Source organism: Sinorhizobium sp. M4_45, from assembly GCF_002885915.1.
GTDB classification, from domain to species: domain Bacteria; phylum Pseudomonadota; class Alphaproteobacteria; order Rhizobiales; family Rhizobiaceae; genus Sinorhizobium; species Sinorhizobium meliloti_A.
In genome coordinates, this window is record NZ_NWVE01000001.1 from 655,556 (window position 1) to 675,763 (window position 20,208).

At 61.2% G+C, this 20,208-nt stretch carries 16 protein-coding genes; 10 read left to right on the plus strand and 6 right to left on the minus strand.

The genetic code is table 11. The features are described 5' to 3' along the window. Positions 1-94: 94 nt before the first annotated feature. The 3 genes from CN933_RS03345 (at position 95) to CN933_RS03355 (ending at position 1,610) form a co-directional block, all read left to right on the plus strand. Positions 95-907, plus strand: coding sequence for a lysozyme family protein (locus CN933_RS03345; protein ID WP_018095306.1), 813 nt, complete (start codon positions 95-97; stop codon positions 905-907). A gap of 120 nt (positions 908-1,027) precedes the next feature. After that, positions 1,028-1,279, plus strand: coding sequence for a hypothetical protein (locus CN933_RS03350; RefSeq protein WP_018095304.1), 252 nt, complete (start codon positions 1,028-1,030; stop codon positions 1,277-1,279). Further along, positions 1,272-1,610, plus strand: coding sequence for a DUF1515 family protein (locus CN933_RS03355; RefSeq protein ID WP_102761294.1), 339 nt, complete (start codon positions 1,272-1,274; stop codon positions 1,608-1,610). The genes CN933_RS03350 and CN933_RS03355 overlap by 8 nt, the downstream gene beginning before the upstream one ends. A gap of 144 nt (positions 1,611-1,754) precedes the next feature. Here the strand turns inward: CN933_RS03355 and CN933_RS03360 are convergent, their stop codons facing one another. Both CN933_RS03360 and CN933_RS03365 read right to left on the minus strand, forming a co-directional pair. Beyond that, the gene (locus CN933_RS03360; RefSeq protein WP_026168635.1) at positions 1,755-2,039 is read right to left on the minus strand and encodes a hypothetical protein; all 285 of its coding nucleotides are present in this window, start codon (positions 2,037-2,039) and stop codon (positions 1,755-1,757) included. A 36-nt stretch (positions 2,040-2,075) separates the two neighbouring features. Beyond that, a complete protein-coding gene (locus CN933_RS03365; protein WP_018095301.1) occupies positions 2,076-2,495 on the minus strand; it encodes a hypothetical protein in 420 nt (139 codons plus the stop codon). Positions 2,496-2,778: 283 nt separating this feature from the next. On the opposite strand from CN933_RS03365, the gene CN933_RS03370 reads away from it, so the two are divergent. The 4 genes from CN933_RS03370 to CN933_RS03385 all read left to right on the plus strand — a co-directional run bounded on the left by CN933_RS03370 (position 2,779) and on the right by CN933_RS03385 (position 8,461). Continuing rightward, a complete protein-coding gene (locus tag CN933_RS03370; RefSeq protein WP_018095300.1) occupies positions 2,779-4,554 on the plus strand; it encodes an SLC13 family permease in 1,776 nt (591 codons plus the stop codon). Between the two features lie 147 nt (positions 4,555-4,701). Then, positions 4,702-5,262, plus strand: coding sequence for a DUF924 family protein (locus CN933_RS03375; protein ID WP_026168634.1), 561 nt, complete (start codon positions 4,702-4,704; stop codon positions 5,260-5,262). A gap of 41 nt (positions 5,263-5,303) precedes the next feature. Continuing rightward, positions 5,304-5,765 carry a GFA family protein gene (locus CN933_RS03380; protein ID WP_018095299.1) on the plus strand — a complete coding sequence of 154 codons (462 nt, stop codon included), beginning with the start codon at positions 5,304-5,306 and terminating at the stop codon, positions 5,763-5,765. 131 nt (positions 5,766-5,896) lie between these two features. Continuing rightward, on the plus strand, positions 5,897-8,461 hold the full coding sequence (locus CN933_RS03385; protein WP_026168633.1) for a mechanosensitive ion channel family protein: 2,565 nt from the start codon (positions 5,897-5,899) through the stop codon (positions 8,459-8,461). 150 nt (positions 8,462-8,611) lie between these two features. Here CN933_RS03385 and CN933_RS03390 read toward each other — a convergent pair whose 3' ends face one another. Continuing rightward, complete coding sequence (locus tag CN933_RS03390; protein ID WP_018095298.1) at positions 8,612-9,253, minus strand: TerC family protein; 642 nt, start codon at positions 9,251-9,253, stop codon at positions 8,612-8,614. 399 nt (positions 9,254-9,652) lie between these two features. On the opposite strand from CN933_RS03390, the gene CN933_RS03395 reads away from it, so the two are divergent. Continuing rightward, positions 9,653-9,916, plus strand: a complete 264-nt coding sequence (locus tag CN933_RS03395; protein ID WP_018095296.1) for a hypothetical protein — start codon at positions 9,653-9,655, stop codon at positions 9,914-9,916. Between the two features lie 95 nt (positions 9,917-10,011). On the opposite strand, the gene CN933_RS03400 is transcribed toward CN933_RS03395, so the two are convergent. Together CN933_RS03400 and CN933_RS03405 are read right to left on the minus strand one after the other, a co-directional pair. Further along, positions 10,012-10,671: a dihydrofolate reductase family protein gene (locus tag CN933_RS03400; RefSeq protein WP_018095295.1), complete on the minus strand. Its 660-nt coding sequence runs from the start codon at positions 10,669-10,671 to the stop codon at positions 10,012-10,014. Between the two features lie 115 nt (positions 10,672-10,786). Continuing rightward, the gene (locus tag CN933_RS03405; protein ID WP_102761330.1) at positions 10,787-12,196 is read right to left on the minus strand and encodes an adenylate/guanylate cyclase domain-containing protein; all 1,410 of its coding nucleotides are present in this window, start codon (positions 12,194-12,196) and stop codon (positions 10,787-10,789) included. A gap of 186 nt (positions 12,197-12,382) precedes the next feature. Here CN933_RS03405 and CN933_RS03410 point away from each other — a divergent pair, with 186 nt between their 5' ends. Continuing rightward, on the plus strand, positions 12,383-13,996 hold the full coding sequence (locus CN933_RS03410; protein WP_018095293.1) for an SMc04171 family calcium-binding repeat protein: 1,614 nt from the start codon (positions 12,383-12,385) through the stop codon (positions 13,994-13,996). Between the two features lie 103 nt (positions 13,997-14,099). Next, positions 14,100-14,933 carry a response regulator gene (locus CN933_RS03415; protein ID WP_018095292.1) on the plus strand — a complete coding sequence of 278 codons (834 nt, stop codon included), beginning with the start codon at positions 14,100-14,102 and terminating at the stop codon, positions 14,931-14,933. Between the two features lie 62 nt (positions 14,934-14,995). Here CN933_RS03415 and CN933_RS03420 read toward each other — a convergent pair whose 3' ends face one another. Beyond that, the gene (locus tag CN933_RS03420; RefSeq protein ID WP_102761295.1) at positions 14,996-20,128 is read right to left on the minus strand and encodes a beta strand repeat-containing protein; all 5,133 of its coding nucleotides are present in this window, start codon (positions 20,126-20,128) and stop codon (positions 14,996-14,998) included. Between the last annotated feature and the right edge of the window lie 80 nt (positions 20,129-20,208).

Sequence of the window (20,208 nt, forward strand, 5' to 3'; positions counted from 1 at the left end):
GATCGAGCAAGCCGCTGCGGGTATCCCGAATCTCAACAGGCCTTAGTCCGCCTTTTTTCGCCGACGAACTGCAATTTCAGCAGAAAGGAACCCCATGACCCAAACCGTGCCTCCGGGCGCGGCGATGCTGCTCGACTTTATCCGGGAGGCGGAAGTCGGCAGCAAAGGCCGCGCGTCTTACGACGTGATCTACGGACATAACCAGGGAAAGCTCACAAAGCCGCTTACGCACATGGCGATCGCCGAGGTGATCCGTGCGCAGAAGGGGTGGGCGAGGGCGCATGGATCGAGTGCGGCGGGGGGCTATCAGTTCATGCGGGCCACGCTTTCCGGGCTTTTGAAGGAAGTACCGGGATTGGGCGGAGATCAGCGCTTCGATCCTGCGCTTCAGGACCGGCTCGCCCTTCACCTTCTGAACCGCCGCGGTTTCGCCGGCTTTATCTCCGGCAAGATCGGCCCCGTTGAATTCGCGAGGCGCCTGGCGATGGAATGGGCGTCTCTGCCGGTTCTCGCCGATAGCCAGGGTGACCGGCAGCGGATAAGGCGCGGGCAGTCCTATTATGCCGGCGACGGGCTCAACCGAGCGCTGGTGCGGCCGGAAAAGCTGGAAGCCGTGCTTCGCGCAGTGCTGGCAGCCGGTCCACGAGAGGTCGAGGCGGACCGCGCGGGCGAGGCGGCGGCGCTTGTGGTTCCGGCACGCCCGGGCAAGCCGGTTTCCCGGTCCGGCCGCTTCTGGACCTGGTTGCTGACGGCCGGCGGCACGATCGTCACGGCGCTGAAGGAGCTGAACCTCGTCGCGCTGGATTGGCGGGTGCAGCTTGCGATCCTCGTCATAATCGTCAGCTTTGCCGTTTACGCGATCTGGTCGATGCCGGCGGTCCGCGACGCTTTGAGGCTCACACGATGACGTTTCCGTGGAGCAACCTGGTCGTCGCTGCCTTGATCCTGGCCGGAATTTCCTGGGCCATACTCGAAATCCGTTCGAATGCCGCGCAGGCGGTCCGCAATTCAATCGAAAGGCAGAACAATGAAGCAGCAAAGAGCGCTGACGCGAAGCGCTTTGACTATGACGTCTGTTCTTCTTCTGGCGGGCTGTGGAACTTCGGGACCGGTCGATGTGAGCGGCCTTCGCAGCATCGTGGGAACTGAACTTGCCGGCGCCCGCGGCGCGACGCAGATCGACCAGCGCAAGATCGACCGCACGGTGGTCGGCCTCTGCGCGGCGTCCGTCTGGACCAGGGCGGAGTGTGCGAGACACGGGGAGGGCGGAGATGATTGAGGCCGGCGTTCACCAGCAGCTCGGCACCTTGGTCGCCGAGGTGAAGAACCTGCGGGAGGACCTGCGCCGATCGGAGGACAGGTCGGATGCCGGCCGCGTATCCATGACGCGCCGGATGGACGAGTTGGTCGAGCGCATGCGGACCCTCGAGGGCTCGATGATGCTCGTCAAGGACGATATTGCCGCAATGAAACCGGTGACCGAGGACGTGCGCAAATGGAAGCTGATGGGGATGGGCGCTCTCGGCGTTATCGGGATCGGCGGGGCGGCGCTCGGCGTGACCTTTTCCGATGTGGCAAAACGCGTGCTGTTGCTCACGAAGGCAGGGTAGAGAAATTTTCGCAGTAATTACGTTGCAGCGGCGCTGAAGGCGCCGATGCAATAGGTTCCTTTTTTACCGCAATCCGTTGGCCCGACCGGCGTCACTTCCCTGGAAGATGCTCCAGGGTGCTCCGGCGCAGGAACGTAGCCCAATTCAGTCGTCGTCGAAGAGTGGAAGGTCGCGATAGCGGCGGCTTACCAACCGCAACGATCGGTCCGGCTCTATGACATAGCTTTCGTAGACCCGGCGGCCGAATCGATCGATGAACTGATGCGGCACAATGCTGCCGACCGGTGCCTTGGTAAGCCTGGTGCGCGGCTGGCCACCATAGGTGATGCTGCCGGGAATCGGCTCCAAATAGGGCGAATAGCCCATCGAGGTCGCCTCGCAGCCGGTCAGAAGTGTGAGCATGCACAGGATAGGAAGAACATATTTCATGACGATCCTCGCCACTTGCATGATTCTCGCCGGCATTCAGTCGCTGAAGATGTCGTAATCTATGCGGCGGCTGGTCAGTCGCAACGAGCGGTCCGGATTAATGACATAGGTCTCGTAGACCCGGTGACCATAGGTGTCGAAGAACTGGTGCGGCACCATGCTGCCGATCGGCGCCTTCGTCAGCTTCGTTCGCGGTTGACCGCCATAGGTAATGCTGCCGGGAATGGGTTCCAGTCTGGGGCCGGAGCCAACCGTTTGCGTCGATGTACAGGCGCTGAGCGCGACGGCGGCGCAGAGGGTGAAGAGAGCTGTGCTCAGGGCACCGCGCCTCCGAATGGACGTGTGGGGATGTCCTGCAGCGGCTTGCATTGTCGCGCGGTTCTCCGGCTTCGTTTCGGATTCAGGGAAGATGCGGTAGGCTGCGGCGGATTGCATCGCGTGACGGTTCATGTACATGCTTCGCCTCACATGAGTTGCACCACCTTATTCCTTATTCGACAACGTGCAAAGAAAGCAGGAAGTTCGGCGTGTCGCGGCAACCACCCGCGTTTCGTGGGGATTTCGCGATATTTCGATTGCATAGGCAGAAATCTTTGAACGATGTAATGGCCGAAGCCCGCCGATGCTCGCGCAATGCCGCCCGAACCTTCGGGTGGTATCGCGCGTTTGATCCGGTGTCGGTAAATGGGCTTGCAAACAGAACCCCGGTTCCCGACGATTCGCTGCTCAGGTACTGCCCATGACCGCCGAACAGACCCTTTCGTTTCTCGTGCTCGGCGCCATGATGATCTTCTTCATTTGGGGTCGCTTTCGCTACGACATCATCGCCTGCTCGGCGTTGATGCTTTCGGTAGCCGTCGGCATCGTTCCTTTCGATAACGCTTTTGACGGCTTCAGCGACGACATCGTCATCATCGTCGGCAGCGCATTGATCGTCAGCGCGGGCGTGGCGCGTTCGGGTGTGGTCGATGCCGCCATCCAGCGATTTCTTCCGGACCTGCAATCGGTAAGGGCACAGCTCGCTCTTCTCGTCGTCACGGTCACGGTCCTTTCCGCCTTCATCAAGAACATCGGCGCGCTTGCGATCATGATTCCGGTAGCGTTCCAGTTCGCGCGTCGCTCGAACGTGCAACCGTCCGTCTTCCTGATGCCCATGGCTTTCGGCTCGCTGATCGGTGGTCTGATGACGCAGGTCGGCACCTCGCCCAACGTCGTCGTGTCCCGGGTGCGTGCGGATCTGACGGGCGAGAGTTTCACCATGTTCGACTTCACGCCTGTCGGCGCTTCGCTGGCACTGGTCGGCGCGGTGTTCCTGCTGTTCGGCTATCGCCTGGTGCCGGAGCGGAAAAGTCAGCAGGTCGGCATGCATCAGGCGATCGAGATCACCGACTACACGTCCGAGGCGATGGTCCCGGCCGGATCGCCTGTGATCGGCAAGCCACTCAGTAATCTTGTCAAGATCGGCGATGGCGGAGCCGTGGTGATCGCCGTCTTCCGTCGCGGCACGCATCTGGCGCCGCTGCCCGATGTCGTCGTCGAACTGGACGATATCCTTCTGCTCGAAGGCGGTCCCGCTGCGCTCGACCGCATCGTCTCCCAGGCAAAGCTCAAGATCTCCGGCGATCGTGCGCCGATGCCGAACGACAAGGAGAAAGCCGAGACCGAAGCCATCGAGGCGGTGATCGCCACCGGCTCACCGCTCATCGGCATGTCGGCTCAGCGCCTGGCGCTCTTCAACAATCACAACATCAACCTGCTGGCCGTCAGCCGCCAAGGCGAACGACTGAAACAGAGGCTTGGCAGCATCAGGCTGCGGGCCGGCGACATCGTCGTGCTGCAGGGTACCCGCAGGGACTTGCCGTCTTTCCTGCAGGACTTCGGCTGCCTGCCGCTCGCACAACGGGAAATCCTGCTCGGCACCATTCGGCGTGCCACTGTCCCGTTGCTTGTTCTGGCGACCGCGATGGGGGCGACCGCGGTTGGGGTCGTGCCTGTGCAAATCGCCTTTTTTGCCGCGGCTCTTGCCATGGTGGTGTTTCGCGTCATCCCTCTGCGTGACGTTTACCGCGCCGTGGACGGACCGATTCTGGTCATGCTTGCCGCGCTGATTCCCGTCAGCGACACTTTACGCACGACGGGCGGCTCGGACCTGATCGCGGGCTGGCTGAGCGGGATGGCGGTGAATCTACCGCCTGCGGGGGCGCTTGCCATCATGGTCGTTGCGGCCATGGCGGTGACACCCTTCCTGAACAATGCCGCCACGGTCCTCGTCATGGCGCCGATTGCCGCCAGTTTTGCAACGGCCCTCGAATACAGGCCAGACGCGTTCCTGATGGCGGTAGCGATCGGTGCCGGCTCTGACTTCCTCACGCCGATCGGCCACCAATGCAACACGCTGGTAATGGGACCCGGCGGTTACCGGTTCAGCGACTACCCACGACTGGGGCTGCCGCTTTCCATCGTCATCGTCATCGTCGCGGTGCCGATGCTGATGTGGATCTGGCCGCTGCGTTAGAATGCCGGGGACAAATGAAACCGCGCGAATACGGATCGCCTTCTAAATCGCAGGCATTCGGTGGAAACGGCCTGATCGCCGCCTATCTTGCGGCGGAAGCGCATCTTTTGTGGAATTGCTCTGGCAGCAGGGAGGCATGTGAGCGTCATGACTGGCGATATCGAGATCTGCACGCCGGAAGAGGTGCTGAAATTCTGGTTCACGGAACTTTCCTATGACCACTGGTTCACGCCGGATCCCGGACTCGATGAGCAGTGCGCGCGGCGATTTCAGGCGTCGCACCTAGCCCTGTCCAGAAACCTCGACAATGTCTGGCGCGAGACCCCGCAGAACTGGCTGGCGGCGGTCATTCTTTTCGATCAGATGCCGCGCAACATGTATCGCGGGTCGCCCTTGGCCTTTGCCACCGATTGTCTGGCATTGCGCGAGGCGAAGCTTGCCATCGGGGCGAGCGCCGACATGGCAGTGCCGACGGAATGGCGCGCGTTTTTCTATATGCCCTTCGAACACTCCGAAAACCTGACCGACCAGACCATGTCGGTCAAGCTGTTCACGGAACTCGGAGACGCCGGCTACCTCGACTATGCGATCCGGCATCGGGACGTGATCGAGCGGTTCGGCCGCTTCCCGCATCGCAATGCCATTTTGGCCCGCACTTCGTCACCGGCCGAGGAAGAGTACCTCGCGCAGCCCGGCGCCGGGTTCTAGGCATGAACCATGGCGAAAAACGCTGAGATCAGGAGGAAACCATGAGTGCCGGAGAACTGCCCTGGCAAGGGGGATGCCGTTGCGGAGAGGTCCGCATCAAGGTGAGCGGGCAACCGCTTCTCACGATGGCATGCCATTGTACCGGCTGCCAGCGAATGACCGGGAGCGCGTTCTCGCTGAGCGTCGCCATTCCGAGCGAAGGCTTCGAGGTCACACGCGGCGAGCCTGTCATCGGCGGCCTTCATGGCGCAACGCGCCACTATTTCTGTCCTCATTGCATGAGCTGGATGTTCACGCGCCCGGAAGGCATGGACTGGTTCGTCAATCTCCGCGCGACCATGCTCGACGATCCCAGCTGGTGCAGGCCTTTCATCGAAACCTGGACCAGTGAAAAGCTGCCGTGGGTGAGCACATCCGCCGTTCATAGCTATGCGGCGTTGCCACCGCTGGAGGATTACGAACAGTTGCTGGCGGACTACGCCGGGCATTCCGAAGGGGATTGAACCGCGAGACTGTTCGGATCGGCCTAGATCTCAAGGGGTTTGCATCTTTTCGCCGTTATGCATGTGCAGACCGGTCTTGGCGAAGCCTGGAGCGGTTCTGCGCGGCGCAGGGATTATCGAAGGGTAGAATGTTGCATCTCCTGGATAAACTAAGGGCGCTTTCGATTGCCCTGTCTTTCGGTGCGCTGACACTGGCTGCCGGCGGATTCGCAGTTGCGCAGGAGCCCGCGCCGAGCGTTGAGCAAACCGGGCCGGCCGCACCGGCCGCACCGGTCGCACCCGCCCAGCCTGCCCAATCCGGCCAGCCTGCGCCGCAGGCCGAACCGGCACAGCGGGCGGAGCAAACGGGGGCCGGTCAGGCGCCGGATGCCGCATCGCCGGTACTGCAGCAGGCGGAGGATCAGCTTACCCAGGCCGACCGGGAGCTGAAGCGTCTCATCGAGCGTACCAATGCCGTCGAGGACGACGACGCCATGCTCGCCGAACTCAGGGTGCAGGTCGACGAGCTTTCAAAGCAGATCATCGCGGCCTCCGTCCCCACTCGTCCGAGGCTCGACGAAATCAAGGCGAGGCTCACGGAACTCGGCGATCCTCCCGGTGAGGGACAGCCGCCCGAAGACGCGGTCATCACCGATGAGCGAAAACGGCTCCTGGCGGAGCGCGGGGCGGTCAATGCTCTGACGGGCAAGGCGGAGAACCTATCGATCGAGGCGAGGAAACTTGCCAACCGGATCACCGCGACGCGCCGGGCGATCTTCTCCAACACTCTGCTGAGACATACGGATGTCTCGGCGGCGATGCTGAGCGAGGCAATCACGGCAACGATGCACGAAGCGATGGCACTGTCGCGCAGCATCGGCGGTTGGCTGACATTCGCCTGGAACTACAAGCGCGTGCCGCTGCTGAGCGCCATCTTCCTTTCGCTCTGCGCCGCGCTGCTCTTCCTGGTCGGCGGTTACAGGCTTTTTTCGCCGGTCCTCATGCGCGACGAGGCAGACGACGAGCCCACCTATTTCCGGCAGCTTTCGCTTGCGTTCTGGTCGACGCTCATCCCCACTCTGGCGCTCGCAGCCTTCGCTATGTCGAGCTACTTCTTCCTCAGTAGCTTCAACGTCTTGCGGACGGATATCGCTCCCATCGTTGCGATCACGCTCGCCATGGGCGTCGTGCTGTTCTTCATAGCCAGGCTGGCAGGCGCGGTGCTATCGCCGCGCCGGTCGAGCTGGCGGCTCGTGCGTGTTTCGGATCGCGGTGCCAAAATGCTGATGGTGCCGATCTTCGCGATGGCGCTCGTCAACGGGCTCGACTATCTGCTCGGCAGCATCAGCGAGTCGCTCGGTTCCCCGGTGGTGTTGACGATTGCCAAAAGCTTCGTGGCATCGATCATCATCGGTCTCATTCTGATGTCGATGGCGTGGATCCGGCCTGTGCTGAGGGCCGATGAGCCTTACGATGCACCGGGACATGCCTGGCCGCGGGTGATCTCGCTCTCCTTCCTCCTGCTGGGGGCGGCGCTTATCGCGACTGCATTGTCGGGCTATGTCGGCCTGGCGCGTTTCATCGCCACCCAGATCACGGTGACGAGCGCGATCCTGGTGACGGTCTATATCGGCCTCCTTACGGGGAAGTCTGTCTCCAAGCAGGGCGCCTTTGCCGAAACGGTAGCCGGGCGCTATCTGGAGCGCCGATTCCATCTGGAGCCGGTTGCGCTCGACCAATTCGGCCTTTTTGCCGGTCTCGGCATCTATGTGCTCGTTCTCTCCTTTTTCATCCCGCTGATATTGATGCAGTGGGGCTTCAAGACTGCGGATATCGAGTCCTGGGCCTATCAGGTGCTGACCGAAATCAGGATCGGTACGATCACGATTTCGCTGGTGGGCATTCTCGCGGGAGTACTGCTCTTTGCCCTCGGCTATCTCGTCACGCGTTGGGTGCAGCGCTGGATCGACGGCAACGTCATGGCGCGCAGTCGTGTCGACGCCGGCGTGCGCAACTCCATACGAACCGGCATCGGCTATACGGGCGTGGGCATTGCCGGCCTTATCGGCTTGTCTGCCGCCGGCATCGATCTTTCGAGCCTCGCCCTCGTTGCCGGCGCTCTCTCCCTCGGCGTCGGTTTCGGCCTGCAGAACATCGTCTCCAACTTCGTTTCGGGGCTGATCCTGCTGGTGGAGCGTCCCTTCAAGGTGGGCGACTGGATCGTCAGCGGTACGACCGAAGGCTTTGTGCGGCGCATCTCCGTCCGCGCGACCGAGATCGAGACCTTCCAGCATCAGTCGATCATGATGCCGAATTCCCTGCTCATCAACGCGTCGGTCGGAAACTGGACGCACCGCAACAAGCTCGGCCGGTCGGAAATCGCCGTGACGGTGACCTATGCCAGCGATCCGCGCCGGGTTATCGAACTGCTCTACGAAATCGCCGCAGCCCATCCGATGATCCTCAAGAATCCGGCTCCCAATGTCGGCTTCACGGCCTTCCAAGACGAGCGAATGACGTTTGAATTGCGGATCTATGTCGCTGACGTGCTGACGGCCGGCGGCGTTCGCAACGACCTTCGCGTCTCGATCTACGAGCGCTTTCGTGACGAGGGAATCGGCGCGCCGTTCCCGATGAAGGTCGAAGATGTAACGCCTGAGAAAGAAGCCGGAAGCGCCGGCGCCGAACCGTCTGTTATCGAAAAAGAGAAGGCCTAAGCTGGCTGAAAACAACGCCTGACGCGCCGGTGCTGTTGGCGAAGGCCGGAAAAGCGAAGAAGGAGCGGAAATGCCGCTCCTTCTTCTCTATCGGCCGGACCCCGGCCGCAGGTTGAAATTACGCACTTCCGCACGGAAAAACGTTACGCGCTAAAGCCCAGCCAGCGCCTGCGCCACCGGCACAACGTGTGGCCACACCTCCATTGTGCCGCGATAGATCATGTCGAGTGCGACGTAGAAGATGATCGCCAGGCCGATGTAAGCGATCCAGTGATAGCGGCTGAGCAGGCGGGCAATAAAGCTGGCGGCGATGCCCATCATCGCGATCGAGAGCGCCAGACCGAAGACGAGCACGGTCGGATGCTCTCGGGCGGCGCCGGCGACGGCGAGGACGTTGTCGAGCGACATGGACACGTCCGCTATCACGATCTGTGTTGCCGCTTGTTTGAAAGTCTTCTTTGGGGCCGAGGCGTCCGCATTTTCGAGCCCGTCAACGCCTTCGTGGCCGCCAGTGCGAATCTCGCGCCACATCTTCCAGCAGACCCAGAGCAACAGAAGCCCGCCGGCGAGCAGGAGGCCGATGATCGCAAGCAGTTGCACCGTGAAGATGGCGAGCACGATGCGAAGCACGGTGGCGGCGAGAATGCCGACGAGGATAGCCTTCTTGCGCTGCTCCAGCGGCAAGCCGGCTGCTGCAAGGCCGATAACGACAGCGTTGTCGCCGGCAAGCACCAGGTCGATCACAATGACCTGCAGCAGTGCCGTCAGGCCGGCGGAAGTGAAAATCTCCATGTGTGGTAACCCTTCTTGTCCCCGAAACGCCTGCGGCGTCGCAAACGCATAGACCGCCAACAATCGACGGATCAAGTGGGCCGGCTAAACTAATCGGTACTTTCGAAAGACATACGATCGCCGGGCAGCTTTCGGTGCCTCCGGCGCGGCTCGAGCCGCCGCATCGTTTTTCCTGCACGCCGTACGCTTCGAGAAATTCTGCGCTGCCGCGCCGCGCTTCTTATCAGACGCGCAAAGGCCTGCAGCACTTCGATCTGCTGCATGTTTTTGACCTTTGATCGGTTACGATCAAGCAAATATGCGGTAGGCTGGCCGCGGCTAGAGGGGTGGCCTGCGTCTTCTTCTCGCGACGGGAAGGCGGCCGGCCGAAACGGGGGCGGCGCTCGTGCGCCGAATGTGATGAAGACGTATGCTGTTATTCTGGTGCCTGCAATGCTGTGGGCTGGCGTGGCCTATGCCGCAAGTGTTACAAACACGGACGGCGAGGCCGCTGTTCTGGTGATCGTCGAAGGGGAGAGCCGGATCGAAGTGGCAATCGATGCAGGTGCGACCGAAGTGATCTGCCCCGGCGGCTGCTTCGTCACTGCGCCGAACGGCGACCGCGTGGGACTCCAGGGCGACGAGACGATCGAAATCGTCAACGGCTCCGTCGTTGTGAAGTGACGCCCCTCGGGGCGCAGGAGGAGTCTTTTCACGACAATTGCGGGGCCGTAGCCCCGCATCAGTGACGAGCGACGGCACTATACACAGGCAGAAGATCAGCTCAGCTTTCTTCGCCGCTCCAGCTCCGCTTCGGTCGGCTGTTCGAACTCGAACGAACCTGGCACGACAGGACCGCTGCGGACGTATTGGTTGACGGTGACGCCTGTCCCCGAGACTTTTGAACCGACGAGTTTTAACGCCATCGGCATGGCGCCGTGACCGAAAAGCCGCTTGCCCTTTCGGAGCACGACCGGAAAGTACGAGATGTACATCTCGTCTATCAAATCATTGCTGAACAGGGTCTGCAGGAAGTCGGTCGAACCCTGGGTCAACAGATCGGGGCCTTCCTCGCTCTTGAGTTTCTTGAGCGTTGCTACCGGGTCGGAGCCGAGAGTACGGCTATTTTGCCAGTCGAGCCTCAGATCGGGGTTGCGCGTAGCGACATATTTGGTGATCCGGTCAAAGAGCGGACCGATCGGATCGTCAGGGCCGGCATAGGGCCAGTGTGCGGCGAAGATGTCATAGGTCTTCCGACCGAGCAGAAGATCGAACGGCCTGGAAAACATCTCGTCCACCGCTTGTCCCATGGTTTCGTCGAAATAGGGAGCGGCCCAGCCGCCATGGTCGAAGCCGCCGACCGGGTCTTCGTGTGGTCCGCCCGGCGCCTGCATGATTCCGTCAAGGCTTACGAATGCGCCAACGATGATCTTTCTCATTTCTGCTCTCCTCGTTCGTGGTGTTACCGAAGCAAGGACGCTGGACGAAGGCCGATGCCGACAGAAACGCCACAAGCTGCAAGAATTTCTTTGAGAACTTTGGCGTATGAGCGGCTCACGGGATCGCGAAAATGCTGATCTCGTTGGCGATCCCCCTTAGCGCCACGTTGTGCGCCACCGGGCTTAAGCCCCGATCAGAGAGCACGCTGGATGCTCGAGGATCCTCGAGGACGGAGCCGGTCGCGAAGATCTCACGCGAGGTGGCGAGATGCTGGACGCGCGAGGCGATGTTGACGGTCTGGCCGAAATAGTCCTGCCGGTCGTTGAGATTGACCGCGATGCATGGCCCCTCATGGATGCCGATCTTGAGGAGCAGGTCCTCGCTGCCACGCTCTTCGTTGAGTTTGCGCATTGCCTCGCGCATCCGCATTGCCGCGGTGATGGCCCGGTCGGGCGCTGGAAAAGTTGCCATAACCGCATCACCGATCGTCTTGACGACGGCGCCGGTCTCGGCCGCGACGATTTCGTTCAAGACGTTGAAATGCGTTTTCACCAGGTCGAAGGCCGCGAGGTCGCCAACGCGCTCGTAGAGTTCCGTCGAGCCGCGCAGGTCGGTGAAGAGGAAAGTAAGGCTGGTGATTTTCAGCCGTTGGTCCACATCGAGCGTGTCGGTGCGGTAGATGTCGCGGAATGTCTGGTTGGAGAGCAGCCGCTTGGCGGTGAGAAACGGCCGACGGCGGCCGAGCAGGGCATGCAGCGCTTCGCCTGCCACGCAGATCGAGGGCAGGGTACGAACTTCGGCGTGGTTCTCCACCGAAACGCGCAAGGGGCCGGGCGGCAAGCTCAGCGTCTCGTGATGGCGGTGCGAGCGATCGAAGACGAGCCCGAGATTCCTCCTTTCCCTTGTCGGTTCGCCGCTCACATCCAGGAATTGCGCAGCATGCGTCACCGGCTCGAAGACGATGACGAACTCCGCGGGAAGCTGCAGCGAGATCACGGCTTTCTCGCCAGGCGGCAGTTCCAGCGCCTCCAGCAGGAATTCATCGACCTTTGCTTCGTAATCCTCTTCCGGCAGGTCGATGCCGGAACCCCAGTAGATCTGGCGGAAATATTCGGCCGGCGGCAATTCATGCGGCGTATGTGCCCCTATGTGGCGCACGCGCGGACTGATCGTGAAGGTGACTTCGACCATCTCGTCCAGCGTCGGTTCGTAACCGGCGGCACACAGCGCGCAGGTATATTCCGTACTCTGCACCGTCTTCAGGGACGTGTTGGCATCGAGTACACCGCCGCAACCGGGACAGAGCACGTTCCAGGAAAGCTCGAAAATTCCCAGGCGCGAGGCATGCAGGAAGCCTGCGATCGTCTCTTCCTCGTCAAGTCCCTCGCGCGCGGCGAATGCGAGGGCATTGACGCGGCAAAGCTTGTGATCGGGCGCATCCAGAACGAGCCGCTCGAATGCATCGGCGACCTCCGTCCTTGCCGAATGGCGCAGCACATCGAAAAGGGTTTGGGCCTCGCTCATGAACACATCTTATACGGAAATCGGCGGGCGGTCAGGCTGCATTTCGGTTTGGGTACAAAGTAATTATATATTTGAAGTAATGTAATCTATATTTACAGATTGAAAAATATTTGCGGCCACGTCTCGATTTATACTTTGAAATTTAATATTAGTGGCATGCTTCGCAATTCATGGGGGAAGAGCGACATGACCACAGTCGTGGGGACGGCCCGAGACGATACGCTATCTGGAACCGGGGAGAAGGATCGCATCTGGGGTCTAGCCGGCGCCGATGAGATCGAAGCTGGCGGCGGCGATGACCTCGTCGACGGCGGGGCGGGAAACGACCGTCTGACAAGCAGGAGCGGCTATGACCGACTCGACGGCGGCGAGGGAGATGATCTCATCAGCCTGATCGGGACCGGCGGCGCGGTTACAGGCGGTGCCGGCGTCGATACGTTGGTGGTCGACCTGTCGAGCGTCAGCTCGGACGTCCGGTTCAGCGGCGAGCACGGGCACGGCATCATCGGCTACAACACGGCGAATTGGGAACACATCTTCTTCAATCGCATCGAGCGGCTGGTGCTGACGACCGGCAGCGGCAACGACCGGATCTTCGGCGCCGCCACCGACGACATCATTTCGACCGGCGCCGGGAACGACGTCGTGGGCCCATATGGCGTCGACGGCGACGACGGCACCAGCATGCTCGGCGACGACACGATCGACACAGGCGGCGGCGGCGACATCATCAACGACACTGTTGGCGCGAACCGGATCTTTGCCGGCGACCACAACGACATCATCATCACCACGCTTTCCTCCGCGGTGATCGACGGCGGGAGCGGCTGGGATAAACTATCTATCTTCGATGAAGGGCGAACCGACGACGTCACCGTCGATTTCGGACAGGGGTTTGCCTCGACGGGCACGCGGATCGGCGGGATCGAGGTTGCCAGCGTGGATCTCGGCGGCGGCAGTGATACGCTGATTGCCGGAAATCTGTCTTCGCTCAGCGCCCATATGGGCGAGGGCGACAATTATGTCGCCGGCAGCAGCGGCAGGGACTATGTCGCCTCCGGAAGCGGCGACGATGCCCTTTATGGGGGCGCTGGCGACGACATCCTGATCAGTGCCGGCGGAAACGACGTGCTCGTCGGCGGCGATGGGAACGATGACATCTACGACGGCGGAACGAGTTTCGGCGACGGAGAGACATATATCGACGGCGGCGCCGGCGACGACCTTATCCAGGTGGTTGCGCCATCAGGCTTTATCGATGGCGGGACCGGCAGCGATACGTTGCGCGTCGTCGATCCCCTGCCGGGCACGAATTTCGACGCTTCGACCGGCATGCTGGGTACGTCGCTGATCTTCACCGGTATCGAGAGGTTCGAGCTCTCCGGCGGCTCGGGGAACGATACCATCCGCACGCTTGGAGGCAACGATCAGCTCGCCGGCAACGCCGGCAGCGACCGTCTGGACGGCGGCGCCGGAAGCGACGTGCTTTGGGGGGGCGCGGGTGACGATGTCATGACCGGCGGAGCAGGCGCAGATACCTTCCTTTGGTCGTCCGATACGTTTTCGTTCTCAGGTGTGGATCGTATCACGGATTTCGATGCGGACGGAGGCGACCTGCTGCGCTTTACCGAATATGCACCCGACACGACGGGCATCGACAGCTTCGCAGACCTGATTGCCGCCGCGACCGAGACCGAAGACGGGCTCTACATCGCCTTCAACGGGTCCGATACATTCGGTCTGTTGCTGGACAAGGTCGCACTTGCCGACCTTTCAGCGGATGATGTCGTCTTCGTTTGAGGGATGCCTTCGCCGACATTCGGATGAGTGCGCCCATTAACACCGGATAAAGCGTTTTGCTCCTAGGGTGCCTTCCGGGGACACTCTTTTTCATAGGCGATCAATGTCATTCTTCGGCATTTCCGGAATGTACTTTTCCGGCGAATCCCTCGGCGAACACCGTATCGTGCTTGCCGAGGACTCCAACCTCTTTGCCTCGATGGTCTCGAAGCGGCTGAAGGAGCTTTTCGATATCGACGTGATCGTCTGTCGCGACTACGAGGACTTGCAGTTCGCGGTCGAAAACGCTTCCTTCGCGCCATCTCTGGCAATTTCCAATATCAACCTTCCAGGCGCCGAGAACGGCGAAGCGCTCACCTACCTGATCGAGATGAGCGTACCGACGATCGTCTTCACCGGCTCGTTTCAGGAGAGCACGCGCGAGGCGATCCTCGCCAAGGACATTGTCGATTATGTCATCAAGGACAGCGTCTTTGCTGTCGATATGCTGGCAGAATCCGTCTGCCGTTTCCTGACGAACCAGCAGCATCACGTGTTGATCGTCGATGATAGTGCGACGGCCCGGGCCGTGTTGACGACGCAGTTGAAGCGCTACAATTTCAGAACGAGCTCGGCGGAAAGCGGCTCCGCGGCGCTGGAAATCCTGAAGAGCAATCCGGACATCGCCCTCGTCATAACCGACTACAATATGCCCGATATCGACGGTTTCGAACTTACGCGGCGAATCCGCGCCGCCCACGGCCCGCATCAGCTAAGGATCATCGGTGTGTCGTCGTCGACGGACCGGCTGCTTTCCGCCCGTTTCCTCAAAGCCGGCGGCAACGATTTTATCGTCCGTCCCTTCGTCAACGAGGAGTTCTACTGCCGCGTCAATCAGAACCTCGATACCCTCACCAAGGTGAGAACGTTGAACGCGAGGACCAAGATTCCGGCCTGAACGACGATCGCCATTCGGCGACCGGCGCCGATTGAGGTCGGAATTTGCCGTGCTGGACTGGCTTACAACAGAAAATCTCCCGTCGCGAGGCTCTTCAACCCGGAAAGCTCGATCTGAAAATCAGCGCGGCCGTCGCCGTTGACATCACCATAGATGATCGTCTTGTCGTCGAGGGTGCCCGCCGGATTGAACGTCTTGTAGATGAGCTCGCCCGCGTGACGGGAGAATTCGCCGGTGCCTCGCCACGTGAAGGCCTGGTTGCCGGCCGCACCGGTGTTCGCATCGATGGCCGATAGATCGAGCCGATCGAAGCCGTTCGCGAAATCTGTCACGGTGTCGCGATGTCCGGCACCAGAGGCCGGCCCATATGCAACATTGTTCACATAGCCGGAGAAACCGGGCGCCGAGTCGTTGGTAGATTTGAAAACGAAGATATCGTTCCCCGCTCCTCCCGTCAGCAGATCGGCTCCTGCGCCGCCAATGATCGTATCGTTGCCGGCTGCGCCATTGATGACATCGTTCCCCGCTCCACCGTCAAAGGTCTCGTTCGCGGCGGTGCCGGTGAGGCGGTCGGAGCCGGCCGAACCGATATACCGCTCAATGGCGTCGGTGACGGACACCCTGACCGTCTTGGTTGCTTCTAGTCCTGTTCCGACAGACGGGTCGTCAAGCCCGATGGTCACGTCGAGGTATGGGTTTGTCTCGAAATCGAGCCGTGCACCTGCCTTCAACCAGAGGACGTTGCCGCGGATTTCGAACAGCGCCGCATCCGCGCCGCTCAAAGACAGCAGATTGGTCCCCTGAGCGTCGTCGGCGATCACAAGAGTAGCAACCTTCTGGGCCGTTCCCGTCGAGGCATCTTCGGTAATGCGGGTGAGGTGCTGCGTGAGCGTAAGGCTAGGAGCGTCGTTGACGGGGTTGACGGTGAAATTGAATGTCGCAGGGGTCGGCGCGGAGTTGTCCTCGTTGCCGTCTTCGACGACGACCCGGAAGGAGGCGGCGGTGGTCTCCGAGCCATTGTGGCGGAAGGAGACGAGGCCGGCTGCGAGTTGCGCCGCCGTAAAGCCGGCGGCCACCGACCCGTTGACGAGGACAGAGCCATTGACGGCGTTCGAGACGTTGAAGCTAACACCCGCCGCGGTGTCGTCCGGATCGGAATAGCCGAGATCGGTCGTCGTGAGCTTATAGGTTCCGCCCTCTGCGACCGCCGCTCTCAGATCGCCGGTGCGTATGGGAGCGTCGTTGACGGGGTTGACGGTGAAATTGAATGTCGCAGGGGTTGGCGCGGAGTTGTCCTCATTGCCGTCTTCTACGACGACCCGGAAGGAGGCGGCAGTGGTCTCCGAGCCATTGTGGCGGAAGGAAACGAGGCCGGCTGCGAGTTGCGCCGCCGTAAAGCTGGCGGCCACTGACCCGTTGACGAGGACAGAGCCATTGACGGCGTTCGAGACGTTGAAGCTAACACCCGCTGCGGTGTCGTCCGGATCGGAATAGCCGAGATCGGCCGTCGTGAGCTTATAGGTTCCGCCCTCTGCGACCGCCGCTCTCAGATCGCCGGTGCGTATGGGAGCGTCGTTGACGGGGTTGACGGTGAAATTGAATGTCGCAGGGGTTGGCGCGGAGTTGTCCTCGTTGCCATCTTCTACGACGACCCGGAAGGAGGCGGCGGTGGTCTCCGAGCCATTGTGGCGGAAGGAGACGAGGCCGGCTGCGAGTTGCGCCGCCGTAAAGCTGGCGGCCACTGACCCGTTGACGAGGACAGAGCCATTGATGGCGTTCGAGACGTTGAAGCTAACACCCGCCGCGGTGTCGTCCGGATCGGAATAGCCGAGATCGGCCGTCGTGAGCTTATAGGTTCCGCCCTCTGCGACCGTCGCTCTCAGATCGCCGGTGAGCGCGGGAGCGTCATTGACGATGCCGTCGACGAGGATGGAACTGGTCGGCGCTATATTGTTCAAGGTAAGCAGAGCGCTGTTGCCGGCGCTGTCGCTTATAGTCGCCCCATTGAGCGTGAGGGGGCCGAGCGTGATGCCGGTCCAATCTGCCTGGTTATCGGTAACCGTCAGTCGGAATGCCAGAGCGGTGCTGCCGCTTCCTGCAATATATTCGGCATAGGCTGTCCCGCCCATATCGAGCATAACCGCAAGTCGCGGAACGCCGTTGGTGGTGTCCACGGTCACCGCCTCATGGAAGTTGATCGCGAAGTCCAGACTGTCGCCGAATTTGTAAGTGCCGGCTGCAGGCACTCCTACGCTGGTGACCGTCGGCCCAACGCCGTCCACGACGATGTTGTTCTGCGCGGCGATCGAGTTGGCGCCGCCCGGCGTCGGCAGTGTCAGATCGGCGCCGACATTGGTGGCGCTTCTGATCGCTCCGCCGTTCGCCGCTAGCGCGGAGATGCCCGCATAATCCAGATCCGGAGCCAGATCGCCCGCCTGAACCGTGTAGCTGAAGGACAGCGTATTCGATCCGGAACCCGAGACATACGCGGCAAGCCGATCGGTGGCGCCGGTTTCCAACAGCAATGTCGGCGTTCCGCCGGTGGTGTCGACGTTGACCACCCCGTCGAAGGTTACGGTCAGTGTGATCGTATCTCCTGCCTTGTAGACTCCGTCCGGTGCGGCAGCGTCGACGCTTAAGACCTTCGGAGCCGGCGACACGACGGCGATGGTGATCGTATCGCTATCGCTTTGCGCACCGCCCGAACCGGAATGCCCCTGATCATTGGTTGTGATCTTTAGTGAGGCGTCGCCCGAATAGCCGGGGCTAGGAGAGAAAACCAGCCCGTTCAGTGCGACGTTGATGTCGCTCAGGGAACCCGCAAAGGTCATGCCCGAATCGGACGTGCCGGTGCCGGCAATAAAGGTCAGACCCGCAGTGCCGCCCAGCGTAAGCTGACCGTGTTCGGCGGTAAGCGTCACCACGACCATACCGCTGCCGGCATCGACGTCGGCAATCGAAATTAGATTTCCATTTGCAATGCTGAAGACGAGGGCGCCGTCGGCTAGGACCGATTGCCCGACCGGAACGTCGTTTACGGGTGCATCGTTCACGGCAGTCAGTACGAGCGTCGTGGTGGAAGCATCGCTTTTCGCGCCGCCGGACCCCGCGTTGCCGAGGTCGTTGATCTCCGTCGTCAGAACGACGTTGCTGGTCGAGTTGGACACGGGCGTAAATGTGACATTCGAACCCGCGATGAAGGCATTGATGTCGGCCAAGGAGCCAGACATTTCCAGCGATGTGCCCGTGCCGGAAACGGTAACGCCGCCCGCTGATTGCGCCGAGAGCGATCCCGAGGCGACGCTGAAAGTAACTGTAACGGTGCCGGACCCTGCATCCGCATCAGCGAAGGAGATGCCCGTAATTGCCGTCGCGGTGTCCTCAGAAATACTGACCACAGCGGGAGCCGAAACCGTCGGGGCGTCGTTGACCGCCGTTATTTGCAGCGCCGTCGTTTCCGCCGCGGTCTGCGCGCCGCCGCTGCCTGTGTTTCCGCCATCGGTGATGCTCGTCGTGAGGATCACGTTGCCGGTCGCATTCGCGGCCGGCGTGAAAGTCACGTTGGCGGCTGCAATGAACGCGTTGATATCGGCCTCCGTGCCGGTGAGCGTGAGGCCAGTCCCCGTTCCGCCTGCGGTTACGCCGCTGCCGCTGACGGCCGAGAGCGATCCCGATGGCACGGAGAAGGTAACGGTCACGGAACTGCCGCCAGCGTCGGCGTCGGAGAAGGAAATGCCCGTGATAGCGGCCGCGGTGTCCTCCGTGAAAGCGATTGCGCCGGGCGCGGAAATTTGCGGCGCATCGTTGACGGAGCCGACGTCGATGGTCTTCGTGGCGGGAGCGCTGTCGCTCGTGCCGTCATTGGTGCTGAAGCTGATCGTACGGGCCGCAGCCGTGGGTGCCTCGGAGGTGTTCAAATAGGTGACGGTCCGTAACGCCGCCTGCCACTGCGCGACGGTTGCCGTTCCGCCCGGCGACGTAAGGGTCAAAACGCCTGTGAGGGAGCTGTAGGTGGCATCGATGTTCCCGAACGCGGCCGAACTGGTATTCGCGAAGGCCAGAACGTCCTGACCGGAATGAAAATTTCCGGTGATCTGGACGGTCGCCGAGGCGAGCGTACCGTTGTCGAGGTCGGACACGGTTAGTCCGGTGTCGATCGCCACCGGTGCATCTCCCTCAGTAAAGGATCCGGTACCACCGGACGTCGTCGTCACCGGAGCGTCATTGGCTGCGACGAGATTCACCGTCGGCGATGTCGTTGTCGAATTGCCGCCTTCGGCGTCGCGGACCGTGACAGAGACGGTCCTTGTGCCGGTGGGCGAGGCGCCCATGTTGGCGTAGGTCAGATTGTGAATAATGGCTTCCACTGCGGCGCCCGAAGCGTTGCCGTTCAAAGCGACTTGCAGGAAGCTGGACCCCGCGCCGCCTCCGCTCATTGTTCCGATAGCGGTGCCACCAAAGGTAACGATCGTACCTGAAATTCCGATTTGCCCGGCACCGGTTCCCTGGTTTTGCAGACCTAGGGCATCTTCGCCTGCAACCACTCCGGAAAGCGTGAAGCGTATCTGTCCACCGCTCCAGCCGGTATTGTCAGCATCGGTGACGGCAGCCAGACTTGTGGTATCCACAAGTATCGCAGCTTGACTGCCGCTGACATAGTCCTTTGCGTCAGAGGCATCGAAATTGGTAACAACCGGCCGGTGGTTCGCGTCGATGGTTATATTATCGAGCCAAAAGCTCATCGTGCCGGTGGTCGTCGTCTCCGGAATGATGAGATCTTGCAGGCTGAGCGATGTTCCTCTGCTCATAGCGGGAACATTGCCGGCAAAGATCGCCCGATAATAATAGGGCCCGACGCCATCGCCGTGAATATTGTCGTCGTACCAGGTGGTTCCGTCCAGACCGAGTCCCGGCGACCAACCATTCACGATCAAAGGATCGGCGTTCACGCTTATCTGGTAGTCGTAGAAGTCGATCAAAGCTCCGGTTGCGCTGGTGATGGCGATCGAAAATTGTTCGCCGCCATAGGCCGGGTCCTCGGCGAAGTTGAAACGACCGTTGTCGAAATTGGCACTCCAATTTCCTTGCGCGGATATCGTGAAAACGAGCCCGCCGGCGCTAAGGACATTATCGGCCCCGCCGGCCGTTCCGTCGGTGATCTGCCCGGCGGAAAAGTCGATTAATGTTTGCGCCATTGTCTGCACTCCTGCAATATCTGCCGCGATCGCCTGGAGGGACGGCACTGACTCCAAGCCACGGGCGTGTCCGCCCTGTC